The sequence below is a fragment of the Nocardioides lacusdianchii genome (assembly GCF_020102855.1).
Lineage (GTDB): Bacteria > Actinomycetota > Actinomycetes > Propionibacteriales > Nocardioidaceae > Nocardioides > Nocardioides lacusdianchii.
Genome location: NZ_JADHZD010000005.1, coordinates 148,568 through 162,770, shown reverse-complemented (window position 1 = coordinate 162,770; position 14,203 = coordinate 148,568). Strand labels below are relative to the sequence as shown.

General features: G+C 72.3%; 16 protein-coding genes. 10 read left to right on the top strand and 6 right to left on the bottom strand.

The features are described 5' to 3' along the window. From IRX98_RS09225 to IRX98_RS09215, 3 genes are read right to left on the bottom strand one after another with little or no spacing between them, the layout of a single operon-like run. Entirely contained in the window at nt 1-1,203 is a 1,203-nt protein-coding gene (locus IRX98_RS09225) for an MFS transporter (RefSeq protein WP_224276064.1), read from the bottom strand. Between the two features lie 26 nt (nt 1,204-1,229). Further along, nucleotides 1,230-1,964: a glutamine amidotransferase gene (locus IRX98_RS09220; RefSeq protein ID WP_224276062.1), complete on the bottom strand. Its 735-nt coding sequence runs from the start codon at nt 1,962-1,964 to the stop codon at nt 1,230-1,232. Further along, nucleotides 1,961-3,109, bottom strand: coding sequence for a CaiB/BaiF CoA transferase family protein (locus IRX98_RS09215; RefSeq protein ID WP_224276060.1), 1,149 nt, complete (start codon nt 3,107-3,109; stop codon nt 1,961-1,963). Before IRX98_RS09215 ends, IRX98_RS09220 begins: the two co-directional genes overlap by 4 nt. An 88-nt stretch (nt 3,110-3,197) precedes the next feature. Between IRX98_RS09215 and IRX98_RS09210 the strand changes: the two genes are divergently transcribed. The 6 genes from IRX98_RS09210 to IRX98_RS09185 are packed head-to-tail and all read left to right on the top strand — an operon-like array spanning nt 3,198 to nt 6,130. Beyond that, a complete protein-coding gene (locus IRX98_RS09210) occupies nt 3,198-3,521 on the top strand; it encodes a WXG100 family type VII secretion target (protein ID WP_224276058.1) in 324 nt (107 codons plus the stop codon). 1 nt (nt 3,522) lies between these two features. Further along, nucleotides 3,523-3,822, top strand: coding sequence for a WXG100 family type VII secretion target (locus IRX98_RS09205; RefSeq protein ID WP_224276055.1), 300 nt, complete (start codon nt 3,523-3,525; stop codon nt 3,820-3,822). After that, nucleotides 3,819-5,123, top strand: a complete 1,305-nt coding sequence (locus IRX98_RS09200; protein ID WP_224276053.1) for a WXG100-like domain-containing protein — start codon at nt 3,819-3,821, stop codon at nt 5,121-5,123. Before IRX98_RS09205 ends, IRX98_RS09200 begins: the two co-directional genes overlap by 4 nt. After that, nucleotides 5,123-5,398, top strand: a complete 276-nt coding sequence (locus tag IRX98_RS09195; RefSeq protein WP_224276051.1) for a hypothetical protein — start codon at nt 5,123-5,125, stop codon at nt 5,396-5,398. Before IRX98_RS09200 ends, IRX98_RS09195 begins: the two co-directional genes overlap by 1 nt. A gap of 4 nt (nt 5,399-5,402) precedes the next feature. Then, a complete protein-coding gene (locus IRX98_RS09190) occupies nt 5,403-5,813 on the top strand; it encodes a DUF6188 family protein (RefSeq protein WP_224276049.1) in 411 nt (136 codons plus the stop codon). Beyond that, nucleotides 5,813-6,130, top strand: coding sequence for a hypothetical protein (locus IRX98_RS09185; RefSeq protein ID WP_224276047.1), 318 nt, complete (start codon nt 5,813-5,815; stop codon nt 6,128-6,130). The genes IRX98_RS09190 and IRX98_RS09185 overlap by 1 nt, the downstream gene beginning before the upstream one ends. Nucleotides 6,131-6,439: 309 nt before the next feature. Here the strand turns inward: IRX98_RS09185 and IRX98_RS09180 are convergent, their stop codons facing one another. Continuing rightward, entirely contained in the window at nt 6,440-7,426 is a 987-nt protein-coding gene (locus tag IRX98_RS09180; protein ID WP_224276045.1) for a type IV toxin-antitoxin system AbiEi family antitoxin domain-containing protein, read from the bottom strand. A gap of 151 nt (nt 7,427-7,577) precedes the next feature. On the opposite strand from IRX98_RS09180, the gene IRX98_RS09175 reads away from it, so the two are divergent. Both IRX98_RS09175 and IRX98_RS09170 read left to right on the top strand, forming a co-directional pair. Then, nucleotides 7,578-8,159: a PadR family transcriptional regulator gene (locus tag IRX98_RS09175; RefSeq protein ID WP_224276043.1), complete on the top strand. Its 582-nt coding sequence runs from the start codon at nt 7,578-7,580 to the stop codon at nt 8,157-8,159. Further along, entirely contained in the window at nt 8,156-10,168 is a 2,013-nt protein-coding gene (locus tag IRX98_RS09170; RefSeq protein ID WP_224276041.1) for an NADPH-dependent 2,4-dienoyl-CoA reductase, read from the top strand. Before IRX98_RS09175 ends, IRX98_RS09170 begins: the two co-directional genes overlap by 4 nt. Nucleotides 10,169-10,219: 51 nt before the next feature. Here the strand turns inward: IRX98_RS09170 and IRX98_RS09165 are convergent, their stop codons facing one another. Then, complete coding sequence (locus IRX98_RS09165) at nt 10,220-10,435, bottom strand: hypothetical protein (RefSeq protein ID WP_224276039.1); 216 nt, start codon at nt 10,433-10,435, stop codon at nt 10,220-10,222. 172 nt (nt 10,436-10,607) lie between these two features. On the opposite strand from IRX98_RS09165, the gene IRX98_RS09160 reads away from it, so the two are divergent. After that, nucleotides 10,608-12,299 (top strand): long-chain-fatty-acid--CoA ligase, encoded by a 1,692-nt coding sequence (locus tag IRX98_RS09160; RefSeq protein WP_308044529.1) that lies wholly within the window; start codon nt 10,608-10,610, stop codon nt 12,297-12,299. 4 nt (nt 12,300-12,303) lie between these two features. Here the strand turns inward: IRX98_RS09160 and IRX98_RS09155 are convergent, their stop codons facing one another. Then, nucleotides 12,304-13,290: a hypothetical protein gene (locus tag IRX98_RS09155; protein WP_224276035.1), complete on the bottom strand. Its 987-nt coding sequence runs from the start codon at nt 13,288-13,290 to the stop codon at nt 12,304-12,306. Between the two features lie 114 nt (nt 13,291-13,404). Between IRX98_RS09155 and heR the strand changes: the two genes are divergently transcribed. Then, complete coding sequence (gene heR, locus IRX98_RS09150) at nt 13,405-14,187, top strand: heliorhodopsin HeR (RefSeq protein ID WP_224276033.1); 783 nt, start codon at nt 13,405-13,407, stop codon at nt 14,185-14,187. Nucleotides 14,188-14,203 lie beyond the last annotated feature (16 nt).

Sequence of the window (14,203 nt, the reverse complement as noted above, 5' to 3'; positions counted from 1 at the left end):
TTACACGTCAGCCGCGGCGGCGACCGGGCGGGGTCGGAGGTCGCGTGCCATCGCCGCGAGGCCCAGCACCGGCCCGGGCAGCAGGATCCACGCGACCTGCGGCCCGAGGTCGCTGACCAGCGCCGCGGTCAGCGCGATGGCGCCGATCGTCAGCGCGAAGCCGAGGCCGTTCTGGATCGCGAGCGCGCTGCCGACCAGGTGGGGCGGGCAGGCGCGGGCCGACAGCGCGGAGAACTGCGCGGAGTCGGCCACCACCGCCACTCCCCAGAACACCAGCACCGCCAGGACCACCGGGACGGGTGCCGGCTCGAGCAGCGGGAAGACCAGGCAGACCGCCCCCGACGCGGCCAGGGCCGTCGCCGCGACGCGCACCCCGCCGACCCGCCGGGCCCAGATCCCGCCGAGCACGGACCCGACCGCGCCCGCCGCGATCACGACGAAGGTGGTGGCACTCACCGCGCCGGCGCCGCCGTCGAGCAGCGGGACGAGGAGCAGCGGCACCAGGGTCCAGAACGCGTACAGCTCCCACATGTGGCCGAAGTAGCCCAGCGCGGCACCCCTGTACGCCGGGACACGGAAGGCCTGGAGCACCGCACCGGGCCGCAGCCCGACCGCACCGGCGCGCGGCAGGTGGGGGCCGTCGCCGAGCAGGAGCACCGCGGCCCCGGCGAGCAGGGCGAGGGCCGAGGAGGACAGCACGACCGCCTGCCACTGCCACCCCACTCCGATCGCGGAGACAAGGTGGGGAAGGGCCGTGCCGAGGGTCAGCATGCCCACGAGCAGGCCCAGCGCCTCGCCGGCGCGGTCGGGCGCCCACGACACGACGAGCTTCATCCCGAGCGGGTAGATGCCGGCCAGGCAGAGCCCCGTCGCGAAGCGCCACGCGGCACCGGAGGCCGTGTCGTCGGCCAGCAGCGCGAAGCCGGCGTTGCTCACCGCGCCCAGGACGCAGGCGACGGCGAAGATCCGGCTGGCGGCGAAGCGGTCGGCGAGGCTGGTGACCGCAGCCAGCAGGGTGCCCGTCGCGAAGCCGGCCTGCACCGCGACGGTGAGGCGTCCGAGGTCGGCGTCGGTGAGCCCCCACGGGCCGCGGAGGTCGGCGGCCGCCGCGTTGGCGCTGAACCACAGCGACGTGCCGAGGAGCTGCGCGAGGACCACGACCGCCACCGCGACGGGGGCGCGTACGGTCCGGCGCTCCTCCATGCGGGCCAGCGTGCCAGACCGGGCGGTCAGGCCCGGGCGTACAGCTCGACGAACCGGCCGAGCAGGCGCACCGGCTCGGTCACCATCGCCTCGCGCGCCGCGGCCTTGAGCGACTCGCGCTCGCGCGGGGCGTAGTAGCCGTGGGCGCTGTAAACGTCGATCCGGTCGCAGATCGCGACGGCGTCGAGCTCGGGGTGGAACTGCGTGGCGTAGACGTTGCGACCGATCCGGAACGCGTGCACCGGGCAGGTGTCGGTCGAGGCCAGCAGCACCGCGCCGTCGGGCAGCCGCGACACCGCCTCCTTGTGGCCGAGGTAGGCCGCGAACTCGTGGGGCAGCGCGCCGAAGAGGGGGTCGGCCCGCCCCTCCTCGGTCAAGCGCACCGGCAGCGCGCCGATCGGCTCGCCGTACGTCCGGTCGACGACCCCGCCGGCCAGGGTGCCGAGCACGCCGATGCCGTAGCAGGCGCCGAGGAACGGGACGTCCGCCGCGACGACACGCTCGGCGAGGGCGTGCAGCTCGGCCTCCGCGCGGCGCTGCACGGCGGACTTCGCGTCCTGCGCATCCGACATGTTGAACGGCCCGCCACCCAGGATGACCCCGGAGTAGTCGGCGAGGTCGACCTCGCCGAGCGGACCGGCCTCGAGGCGCACGCGGACCAGCTCGTCGGGGTGCAGGCCGCACCCGGCGAGCACGGCGTCGTACTCCTGCTGGGCGACGTCGTCCTCGGCGCGGGTGCCGAGGAAGAGGAAAGGCCTCACGCCTGCGTCGCCGCGCCGTTGTCGAGCAGGCCGTCCACGTCGTCGATGCCCCAGGCCGCGAGCGCCTCGCGGGTGTGCTCGCCGGGGCGTGCGGGTCGGCTGCCCAACGTCGCCCCGGTCCGCGAGAAGCGCGGGGCCGGCGCCGGCTGGGTGACGCCGTCGCGCTCGACGTAGGTCCCGCGGGCCGCGAGGTGCGGGTGCTGCGGAGCCTCGGTGAGGGGTACGACGGCCGCGACGCACGCGTCGGTGCCGTCGAAGACCTCGCTCCACTCCGCCTGCGTCCGCTCCCTGAAGCGCCGGACCAGGGCGCCGCGGATGGTCGCGTGGTTCGCCGGGTCGTCGCGGTCGGGCAGCTCGACGCCGATGCGCGCGACCAGCTCGGCCCAGAACTGCGGCTCGAGGGCGCCGACGCTCATGTGCTGCCCGTCGGCGGTCTCGTAGAGGTCGTACCACGGCGTGCCGCCGTCGAGGAGCCCCGAGCGCCGCCGGTCCGTGGTGGCGCCGAGGGCAGCGAAGGTCCATGCCATCGCGTTGAGGTGGGCGGTGCCGTCGACGATCGCGGCGTCGACGACCTGCCCCTGCCCGCTCGTGCGTGCCTCGAGGAGGGCGGCGAGGACGCCGATGACGAGGTAGGTCGACCCGCCGCCGAAGTCGCCCAGCAGGTTGCCCGGGAAGTGCGGCCGGTCGCGGTCCTGGCCGAGACCGTGGAGGGCGCCGGCGGTGGCGATGTAGTTCATGTCGTGGCCCGCGACGTGGCTCCACGGGCCGTCCTGGCCCCAGCCGGTCATCCGCGCGTAGACCAGCCGTGGGTTGCGAGCCAGGCACTCGTCGGGCCCGAGGCCGAGCCGCTCGAGGGTGCCCGGTCGCATCCCCTCGACGAGGACGTCGGCGCCCTCGACCAGGTCGAGCACGGTCGTCACGGCGTCGGGGTGCTTGAGGTCGAGCGCCACGCTCGGCCGCCCGCGGTTGAGCACGTCGTGCTCGCCGATGCTGAACGCACCACCGCCCGGACGGTCGATGCGGACCACGTCGGCGCCGAGGTCGGCCAGGAGCATGCAGGCGTGCGGGCCGGGTCCGATGCCGGCGACCTCGACCACCTTCACGCCCCGCAACGGTCCGGTGCCCTGTCCCAGCGCGTACGTCATGCGGCCGATCATGACACCGGTGCTGTCAGGGTTGCGAGGGTGCAGGCGAGGGGTTTCACCCCGTCGCGCGATCGGGAAGGACGGACCCATGGAGCAGGTCAACGTCACGCACGCCGCGTTCGCCCAGGCGATCCGTGACGTGCAGGACGCCGCTTCCCGGCTGCATCGCGACCGCGACCGGATCGACGAGCGCGTGTCCGGCTACCTCGGCAGCGGCTGGACCGGAGTGGCCGCCGACTCCTTCGTCGAGGCGTGGGCCGAGTGGAAGACCGGGGCGACCGACGTCCTCGAGGGACTCGTCGCGATGGGCGAGCTGCTGGACGCCACGCAGAAGGACTTCATCCAGCAGGACGACGCCTCGGAGCAGGCCATGAACCAGATCGCCGGGCGCATCATCGATCGGCTGGGCTGACGTGTCGGACGTCTTCGCCATCGACCCCGACGAGCTCGACGCCGTCGTCGCCGACATCGCGCGCACCGAGGCCGCCCTGGAGACCCTCACCAACGACATCGAGCGGCAGGTCGCCAAGCTCCACGAGTCGTGGGAGGGCCTCGCCGCCGTCGCCCAGCGCGAGGCGCAGGAGGAATGGGAGCAGGGCCTGATGATCATGCGCCAGGCGCTCGCCGAGCTGCGCGCGGCGGCCGAGCAGGCCAGCCGCAACTACAACGAGGCCGCCGGGGCCAACCGCTCGATGTGGGAGGGGCTCGGATGAGGCTCGAGGTCGACAGCGGTGGCTACGACTCCGCCGCCGAGGCACTCGACGGCGGCAACCACGTCCTCGCCGGGGGCTACACCACACTCACCGGCAAGCTCGGCTCCTACTCCGCGATGGCCGGCGACGACATCTCGTCCGAGGACTTCGTGAAGAACTACGACTCCGCGGCAGCCGAGGCCGTCGCCGCCTTCTCCGAACTGACGACGGCATACGGCAACCTGGCGGTGCTCACCGCCACCAGCGGCGCCAACCACCGCGAGGCCAACCGCAGGTCGGTCTACAAGAAGGGCGGTGGACCGGCCGGCGACGACAAGGCGCCCCAGCCCGAGATCGTCTCGATCTACACCCCGCCCAGCTCGCTCGGTGGCGACAACGCCGACGTGCCGGAGTTCTGGAACCTCATCGTCGACCACCTCCAGGGCTGGGCCTGGCCCAGCGCCGACACCGGCAAGCTCCGCGAAGCGGCCTCGACCTGGCGTTCCGCCGCCGGCACCATCGACCGCGCCCCCTCCTATGCGAGCGTGGCCTCTTCGCAGCTGGGTCGGCAGCGGTCACCCGAGGTCGCCTTCGCCACCTCGGCACTGCGGGAGCTCCGCACCAACTCAACCGACCTCGCCGAGCAGTGCCGCGAGCTGGCGACCGCGTGCGACGACTACGCCGAGCAGGTCGACAAGACTCGCGAGACGATCAAGGACCTCGTCCGCGACCTGGCCATCGAGATCGGGGCCACTGCCGTGATCAGCGGCATCGCGAGCTTCGTGACCTTCGGCGGCGCCGCCGTCGTCGGCGGCGGGGTGGCGACTGCACGCGCCATCTCATGTGCGCGCCGAATCATCACGGTGCTTGCCGCCCTGAAGGCGGTCCGCGCGATTGCGGTGATGGCGTGCACGCTGCCGAAGCTCCAGCGCATCCGCCACGCGTTGCGCAAGTACCAGACCGCGCGTGCCGTGCGCCACGCGTCACGCGCTGCCGGCGCTGGCCCCCGGACGCTGTGGACCTCGTGGGCGCAGTACCCCAAGGTTCAGCACGCCGGCCGCGAGTACGCCCTCGTCGGTGATCGGCTCTACGCGCGCCACGCTGTCGACCGACTCCAGCCGAGCGGCCTAGGTGCACCCGCGGGGGCGACCGGCGCGGGTCGAAGCATCTCTCCCCGCTTCATCGATCATCTCCTGGACACGGTGAAGCCCAGCACCGTCACGACGCCGCAGGGCGCGATCCGCCAGATCTACGAAAGCGGCGGCGTGCGTATCGTGACCGAGGACGACATCGTCATCACTGTGATCACGAGGACCAACTGATGAGCAACCACACCCTGCTGCAGGAGACCGCTGCGGTGGTGCGTGCCTACGTCGACGGTGAGGTCGAGCTCGATGCACTCCAGGCGAAGCTCCAGTCCGTGATGACCCTCCTGGAGCGCACGGACGGTGCGACTGAGGTCGCGAAGGTCGTCAGCAACGCGGAGGGCGATCTCGAGTTCATCAAGTTCACGGTCTTCGGCGACGAGGTGCGCCCCGCGGTGATGTCCGCGCTCGACCCCCTCCTGCCTCACCTGCCTGCGGTTGAAGCGAAGTAGGCCAATGGCCTCGGCACTGCCCACGAACCCCCTGGACTGGACAAATGCCACGCGTCCGACACTCGAAGGTGACCCCGTCGCCTCGGTCGACACCACCTACAGCGTCCTGATCGACACCACCGGCGGTTGGTCGATCCGCGTCGAGGGTGACTGCACCCTGCACCACGCTGGTGTCGAGCTGACCGTGGTGGACGAGCAGTTCGATGCGCTCGGCCCGACCATCTCCGCGTGGGTCGGCCAGCCGCTCACTGGCATCGAGTACGACACATCAGGGGGACTGGTCGTGCGCTGCGCCGGTGACCGGCTCGTCGTGCCCGCGAGCGAGGACTTCGAGGCCTGGGGCATCGCCGGACCCCAGCAGGAGAAGGTCGTCTCGATGCCCGGTGGCGAGGTCGCCACGTGGGGAGCCGTCTGATGGTGGGCCCCGCTCTGCCCGATGACCCCCTGACGGCCCACACCGGGAGTGCGGATGCGTCCGCGCTCCTGCGTCACAACCTCATGGCGATCGCCGACCAGCATCGTGGCACCGCGATGGCGCGCCACGTGCGCGACGTGCTCGCCGGACAGCGCGACCTCTCCGACCTCGAGCGGGACGAGGACTTCATGGGCGTGATGCGGCACGGGGTGCAGCAGTACGAGCACCACATGGCGTCGCTCTCCCCCGAGGAGAAGGCGCGGTTGTACGCCGAGGCCCAGGAACTCGTGGACCGGGACGAAGAGTCTGGACCGTGACCGCAGGAGATGACCGCAACTGTCGGGTCTGCGGCTTCCGTTGGCCCGAGCCGCCGTGGGGCGACGACGGGTCGAGTCCCGGTTTCGACATCTGCCCGTGCTGCGAGGTGGAGGCAGGGTATGAAGACTGCTCGCCGGAAGGTGCACGTGCCTACCGAGCGACTTGGCTGGCCTCGGGGGCGGTGTGGTCGGACCGCACCCATCCCTGCGACGGGCTCTCGACCCGGGAGCGCCTCGCCCAGGTTCCGCCAGACTTCGCCTGAGCCGACAGCTCGAGGTGTGCTCGTGGATTCCACGAGCGTCTTCGAGTCAGTCGGTCCCGACCGGACACGACGGAGAGCACGGCGTAGGTGAACCCTCCCAGCCACCGATCGCGAGGAGCCGCGCTACCTGCGCCGCCGTACGGCAGGGCCGGTCGTAGACCTGGCCCCATCCCAGCCTGATGCTGCGCCGCTCGTGGAGGGCCGAGTCCAGGTCCCGCTCGAGGTCGCGGTCTCGATCGGGGAGCGCGCTGTGGTCGAGGCGGCCGTCGAGCTCGACGTCGAGGCCGTACGCCGGGTAGGGCGCGTCGCGGTAGATCCGACCCCCGGCGAGTCGGTCCGACTGCTGCCGCTCGGCCTTCGGCAGGCCGTGGGCACGCTCGACGTGCTGGAGGTAGCCGTGCTCCAGCACGGACGCGGTGCCAGCCGCAACGTCGGCCAGGACCCCGACGAACCAGGCGCGACGGGGGAAGCGGTGCCGCGCCCGCAGGGCCGTAGCGAGCCGGTCGGCCGTCGTACGACGACCCCGAACGGCGGCGGCGAGGGCCTCGATCACATCCCACTGCTTGGTCATCCCGGTGATCACGTCGAGCACCGCCTCCTCGTGGCGCAGCCGCGGCGGAGAGGTGTTCCAGCGGGTGCGGGCGGCCAACCCCGCCATCCTGCGCACTCTCACGTCCGGCTTGGGCTGCACCGTGCGCGCCACGTCCACGGCGACCTCGATGGGGTCGTCCTCGGCGAAGCCGCGCATCCCCGGCCCGTTGTCGGCCCGCAGGGCGGAGGAGCCGGCGAGCGCAGCCGGCCAGCACGCGAGCACCGCCACCCACGCCCGCTGCTGCCACGTGCGCGGTCCGTTGTGGATGACGTACACGCCCGGAAGCGCGACAACGAGCTCCTTGCGCCTGATCATCCGTTCGAGGTCGTGGGGCTCACACCCGGCGTCGACCAGCTGGGCGCGGGACACTACGCCGTCCTGGGCGGCGAGCAGTGCGGCCACAGGTGCGGCGTACGGCGCGAAGCTGGCCTCGGCGATCACGACGTCCAGCCTCGGACCACACCCGGTCGGTCCGCCACCACGTGCCGACGATCTGTGGACGCAGGAGGGTCGAGGTCTGCTCGTGGATGACACGAGTGATCTCCGACCCTCGACCTTGCAACTCGTTGCATAGGTCGGGCACCATGTCCCCATGGCCCTCGAGCACGCCCTCCTCGTCGCGCTCAGCGAGCGACCCGCGAGCGGCCTCGAGCTCACCCACCGCTTCGAGAAGTCGCTCGGCTTCTTCTGGCACGCCACCCACCAGCAGATCTACCGCGTGCTGGCCCGGATGGAGGCCGACGGCTGGGTGACGGTCGAGGTGGTCGAGCAGGAGGGCCGCCCCGACAAGCGCGTCCACACGCCGTCCGACGCCGGGCGCCGGGTGCTGGCCGAGTGGCTGGCCGAGCCGATGCCGATGGAGACCTTCCGCAGCGACGTGGCCGTCAAGCTGCGCGGGGCGTCGTACGGCGACCGCGCGCGGCTGGCCGCGCACCTGCACGACCTGCGCGCCGACCACGCGACGCGCCTGGCGCACTACGAGCAGATGGAGCGCGAGCAGTTCCCCGACCCCGACGGCCTCGCCGGCGCGGCGCTCGACCAGTGGCTGGTCCTGCGCGGGGGCATCCGGATGGAGCGCTTCTGGATCGACTGGTTCACCGACTACCTGCAGGCCCACGAGGGTTTCGAGGCTCGCTCCGCTCGCACCTCAACCACCGAGAGAGTTCGATCATGACGCACCCCACCTACCCCCACCTCCTCGAGCCGATCACCCTCGGCGCCGGCCCCGACGCGCTCACGTTGCGCAACCGCGTCGTCATGGGCTCGATGCACACCGGTCTCGAGGACCACCCGTGGGACATCGACAAGCTCACGGCCTTCTTCACCGAGCGCGCGCGCGGCGGCGTCGGCCTGATCATCACCGGCGGCTACGCCCCCACCAAGCGCGGCTGGCTCAAGCCCTTCGCCTCCGAGATGACCAACCGCCTCCACGCGATCCGCCACCAGCGGATCACCGGCGCGGTGCACGAGGCGGGCGGGGCGATCGCGCTGCAGGTGCTGCACGCCGGTCGCTACGGCTACCACCCGCTCTCGCAGAGCGCCTCGGACAAGAAGTCGCCGATCACGCCCTTCAAGCCTCACGCGATGTCGAGCAAGGAGGTCGACCACACCGCGACCGCCTTCGCCAAGAGCGTCGCGCTGGCCCGCAAGGCCGGCTACGACGCGGTCGAGATCATGGGCTCCGAGGGCTACCTCATCAACCAGTTCCTCGCCGCGCGCACGAACGACCGCGACGACGAGTGGGGCGGCTCGGCCGCCCGCCGCATGCACTTCCCCGTCGAGGTCGTACGCCGCTCGCGCGAGCTCGTCGGCGACGACTTCCCCATCGTCTACCGGATCTCCCTGCTCGACCTCGTCGAGGGCGGGCAGACCTGGGAGGAGACCGCCGAGCTGGCGCTGCACCTCCAGGCCGCCGGAGTCACGGTCTTCAACACCGGCATCGGCTGGCACGAGGCCCGGGTCCCGACGATCATCACGCAGGTGCCGCGCGGGGCCTGGCGGTCGTACACCGCGCGCCTCAAGCAGGTCGTGGACGTGCCGGTCTGCGCGTCGAACCGGATCAACACCCCCGAGCTCGCCGAGGACATCCTCGCCGCCGGCGAGGCCGACCTCGTGTCGATGGCGCGCCCGCTGCTCGCCGACCCGGCCTTCGTCGCCAAGGCGATGGACGAGCGCGCCGACGAGATCAACACCTGCATCGCCTGCAACCAGGCCTGCCTCGACCACGTCTTCGACAACCAGCGCGCCTCCTGCCTGGTCAACCCGCGCGCCTGCCACGAGACCGAGCTGCTGCTGACCCCGACGATGCGCAAGCAGACCGTCGCGGTCGTCGGCGCCGGCCCGGCCGGACTGGCCGCCGCCACCAGCGCGGCCGAGCGCGGCTTCGCCGTCACGCTCTTCGAGAAGTCCCCCGCGCTCGGCGGACAGTTCCGCCTCGCGATGGCGGTGCCGGGCAAGGAGGACTTCGCCGAGACGCTGCGCTACTTCACCCGTCGCCTCGAGGTCCTCGGTGTCGACGTACGCCTCTCGACCGAGGCCTCGGCCGACGACCTCGCCGGCTTCGACCAGGTCGTCGTGGCCACGGGCGTCGAGCCCCGGATGCCGGACATCCCCGGCATCGACCACCCGAGCGTCGCGTCGTACGCCGAGGTGCTGAGCGGCGCGGTCGTGCCGGGCAGGCGGGTCGCGGTGATCGGCGCCGGCGGCATCGGCGTCGACGTCAGCGTCTTCCTCACCCACGAGCACGAGGACCTCGACGACTGGATGGCCCACTGGGGCGTCGGCGACCCGGCACTGCACGTCGGCGGGCTGACCGAGGCCAAGCCGCGCACGCCGGCGCGCGAGGTCACCCTCATCCAGCGCAAGGCCACGCCGATCGGCATCGGCCTCGCCAAGACCTCGGGCTGGGCGCACCGTGCGGTGCTGAAGCAGTCGGGCGTCACCCAGGTCCGCGGCGCGACCTACGACCGCATCGACGACGCCGGCCTGCACATCACCGTCGACGGCGCGAGCCACGTCGTCGAGTGCGACACCGTCGTGGTGTGCGCCGGGCAGGACTCGGTGCGCGGGCTCTACGACGCCCTGGACCGCGAGGCCCACCTGATCGGCGGAGCCGATGTCGCCGCCGAGCTCGACGCGAAGCGCGCGATCAAGCAGGGCACGGAGGTCGTGGCCGCCCTGTGACGACAGGCGGCCCGGGCCCGAGGGCCCGAGCCGCCGTCACTGTCGGGCCGGTCAGTCGCAGAGACCGGTCGCGGCGGCGTTCTTGCCGGGGCCGCCGACGGCCTTCACCAGCTGTCCGACGTTGTCGAACCCTTCGAGCCCGCCACTGTTGACCAGCTTGTGGATCTGGCCGAAGCAGGCGGAGTCGCTCGGCGCGGCCTGGGCGGTGCCGGCGGAGCCGACGAGTGCGAGCGCGGCGATGGCGCCTGCGGCGAGAGTGCGCTTCATTGGGACATCCCTTCGGTAGTGAGTGATGTTCCCCCCATTACCTGTCTCTCGCCCAGGGGCGCCGCGGCGGATGCAGCCAATCGCAGATTTCCTTGCCACGGGATGCACCGGCGCCCGCGTGCGGACCCGATACGTTGGGTCGCGCTCGCGACCTCCCGTCGCGACACCGATCGTGAGGAACACCGTGTCGGCTCACCCGCCCCCGTGGGCAGCGTCCTACGCCCCCGGCGTGCCCCTCCACCTCGACTACGGCGACACCACGGTGCTCGACCTCTGGGAGGCCGCGGCACGGGACCACGCCGACCGGCCCGCGCTGGACTTCCTGGGCCGGGTCTCGACCTACGCCGACGTCGACGCCGAGGTGCGCCGCGTGGCGGGCGGCCTGCACGCGCTCGGCGTACGTCCCGGCGACAACGTCGCCCTGGTGATGCCGAACTGCCCGCAGAACCTCATCGCCTTCTTCGCGGTGCTGCGCCTCGGCGCGACGGTGGTGGAGCACAACCCGCTCTACACCGCCGCCGAGCTGCGCCACCCCTTCGTCGACCACGGCGCCCGGGTGGCGATCGTGTGGGACAAGGTGGTGCCCGTCATCGAGCGGCTCGTCGCGGACACCCCGCTGGAGCACGTGGTCGCCGTCGACATGACCACGCGGCTGCCGTGGAGCAAGCGGCTGGCGCTGCGCCTGCCCGTCGCGAAGGCCCGCGCGGCGCGCGACCTGCTGACGGCGCCCGCGCCGCAGGTCATGCAGTGGTCGGAGCTGGCCTCCGCGGCCCCGCTGGACGAGTCGCACGAGCGTCCGGACAAGGACGCCGTCGCGCTGCTGCTCTACACCTCCGGCACGACCGGCGTGCCGAAGGGCGTGCCGCTGCTGCACCGCAACCTCGTCGCCAACGTGGTCCAGGGCCGCGCCTGGGTGTCGGGGCTGCGCGAGGGCGAGGAGTCCTTCCTCGTCGCGCTGCCGCTGTTCCACGCGTACGGCGTGACGGTGAGCGTGCTGCTCGGCGTGGCGCTGGCCGCCAAGCTGGTCCTGCTGCCCAAGCCCGAGATCGGCCTGATCATGGACGCGGTCGCGCGCGAGGTGCCGAGCTTCGTGCCCGCCGTGCCGCCGCTCTACCAGCGCATCGTCGACGAGGCGGAGCGGCGCGGGGTCTCGATCGCCGGCATCCGCTACGCGCTGTCCGGCGCGATGCCGCTGCCCGCCGCTCTCGTCGAGCGCTGGGAGCGCGCCACGGGTGGGCTGCTCGTCGAGGGCTACGGCCTGACCGAGACGTCGCCGGTGATCGTCGGCAACCCGATGTCGCGCGAGCGCCGGCCCGGCGCCATCGGGGTCCCCTTCCCCGACGTGGAGATCCGCGTCGCCGACCCCGAGGACCTCGACCGTGAGGTCCCGCAGGGCGAGCGCGGCGAGCTGCTGGTGCGCGGCCCGCAGGTCTTCGCCGGCTACCGCGGTCTGTCCGAGGAGACCGCTGCGGCCTTCCACGACGGGTGGTTCCGCACCGGCGACGTGGTGACGATGTCGCCCGACGGGTTCCTGACGATCGTGGACCGGATCAAGGAGATCATCATCACCGGCGGGTTCAACGTCTACCCGTCCGCGGTGGAGGCCGTGATCCGCACCCACGCCGGCGTCGTCGACGTCGCCGTGGTCGGCCTCCCGCACGAGGACGGTGGCGAGGAGGTCGTCGCAGCCGTGGTGCTCGTCGAGGGCGTCCCGGTCCAGCCGGACGAGCTGCGCGCGCACACCCGCGAGGGCCTCACGCCCTACAAGGTGCCGCGCCGCGTGGTCTTCGTCGACGAGCTGCCGACCAACCCGATGGGCAAGGTCCTGCGTCGCGAGGTGGCGAGCCGGATCCGCGAGTCCTGAGCGGTCAGCCGACCGGGGCCGGCACCGGCACCCGGCCTCCGGCGCGACCCGGCAGCCACCGCACGGCGCCCGCGGTCTCGACCGACGAGCCGTAGACGAGCAGCGCCAGGAACACGCCGTACACCGGCAGGTGTCCGACCATCTCGGTCTGCCCGAAGAGCAGCAGGGTGGCGTTGAAGGGCACCATCGCGACGAGCACGGCGACCTGCGGGAAGGCCCCGGAGATCACCAGAAGGCCGAAGAGCAGCTCGGTCGCCCCGGCGATCGCCACGAAGGTCTCCGGCGAGATGCTGATCCCGACGAGCGAGAAGACGTCGAGGGCGGGATAGGTCGCGAGGGTGTCGATGGCCATCGCGGGGTTGGTCAGCTTCTCCGAGAAGGCCAGCACGATCAGCGCCGTGCCGACGCCGAGGCGCAGCCACAGCAGCGCCCAGCGCAGGTGGGCACGCGACGGGTGGGCGGCGCCGTGCGCGTCGGGCCCGGGAGGTACGACGACGAGGAAGGCCGCGACCGCCGCGAGGTTCGCGCTCTCCCCCAGTGCCGTCCACCCCGCGACCACGGTGAGGGCCGGGGCCAGGCCCAGCACCAGCGCGGCCGCCGTACGCAGCTGCCAGCCGGTGACCAGCCAGATCCCGAGGCCCGCCTCGACGAGCAGCAGCGCGTTGCCGCCGATGCCGTCGAGGTGGTCGATCGAGGGGGTGATGAAGGCGCCCGTCGCGGCGAGCGCGAGCAGTGCGACGCCGAGGTGGATGCCGAGCAGGCGGGGGATCCACGGCACCAGCCCGCCGAGGCGGCCGAGGAACGGCAGCTCGGGACCGTCGAACCGCAGCGCGACCAGGCGCCACAGCAGCGCGACCGCGACGACGGCACCGGTCAGCACGAGCGGCAGCGGCGAGAAGAAGAAGGACCAGTCGCCCGCGGCCTGCGACTCCACGAACCAGCGTTCGTGGGTGGGCAGGGCAGGCGTCATGGCGACGAGCGGGAGGGTCATGGCTCCAGCCTCGGTGCGCAGGCCCGCCGCCGTGAGCGGGCGTTGGTCCACTCATCGCCGGGACCTAGGTCCCGACCCGCCGGTCCCGGGGCACGCAGGCCCCATGATGGAGCCATGACCTCCCACGACGTGACCGCGACCGGTGTCGACGACGGGGCGCTCCGCTCGCTCCGCGGGTGGAACCTCGCCCTCGCGGTGCTCCACCTCGCTCAAGCGGTCGCCGTGGTGGTGCTGGCGACCGACTTCGCGATCACCATCACCCAGTCGCTGCCGACGGGTCCGCCCGGCAGCGCGATCGCGTCTCCCGAGGGCCTGCTCGACCTGCCCGTCGGGATCGCGATCGCGACCTTCCTGGTGCTCGCCGGCCTCGACCACCTGCTGACGGCGACGGTCCTGCGCAGCACCTACGAGCGCGACCTGCGCCGGGGGATCAACCGCTTCCGGTGGGTGGAGTACTCGTTCAGCGCGACGATCATGGTCGTCCTGATCGCGCTGTACGCCGGCGTCGTGGACGTCGCGGCGCTGATCGGGATCATCGGCGCCAACGTGGCGATGATCCTCTTCGGCTGGCTCCAGGAGTCGGCCAACCCGCCCGGCGGCACCGCCACCACCCGGACGATGAAGCCCTTCTGGTTCGGGTGCGTCGCCGGCGCCGCGCCGTGGGTCGCCATCGGGCTCAACCTCCTCGCCGCCGAGGAGGTCCCCGGCTTCGTGGTCGGGATCTTCGTGTCGCTCTTCGTCTTCTTCAACAGCTTCGCGCTCAACCAGTGGTTGCAGTACCGCGGCGTCGGGCCCTGGCGCAGCTACGCGTTCGGGGAGCGGGCCTACCTCGTCCTGAGCCTCGTCGCGAAGTCGGCGCTGGCCTGGCAGATCTTCGGCGGGTCCCTGGCCTCGTAGCCCTCCAGGAAAGCCC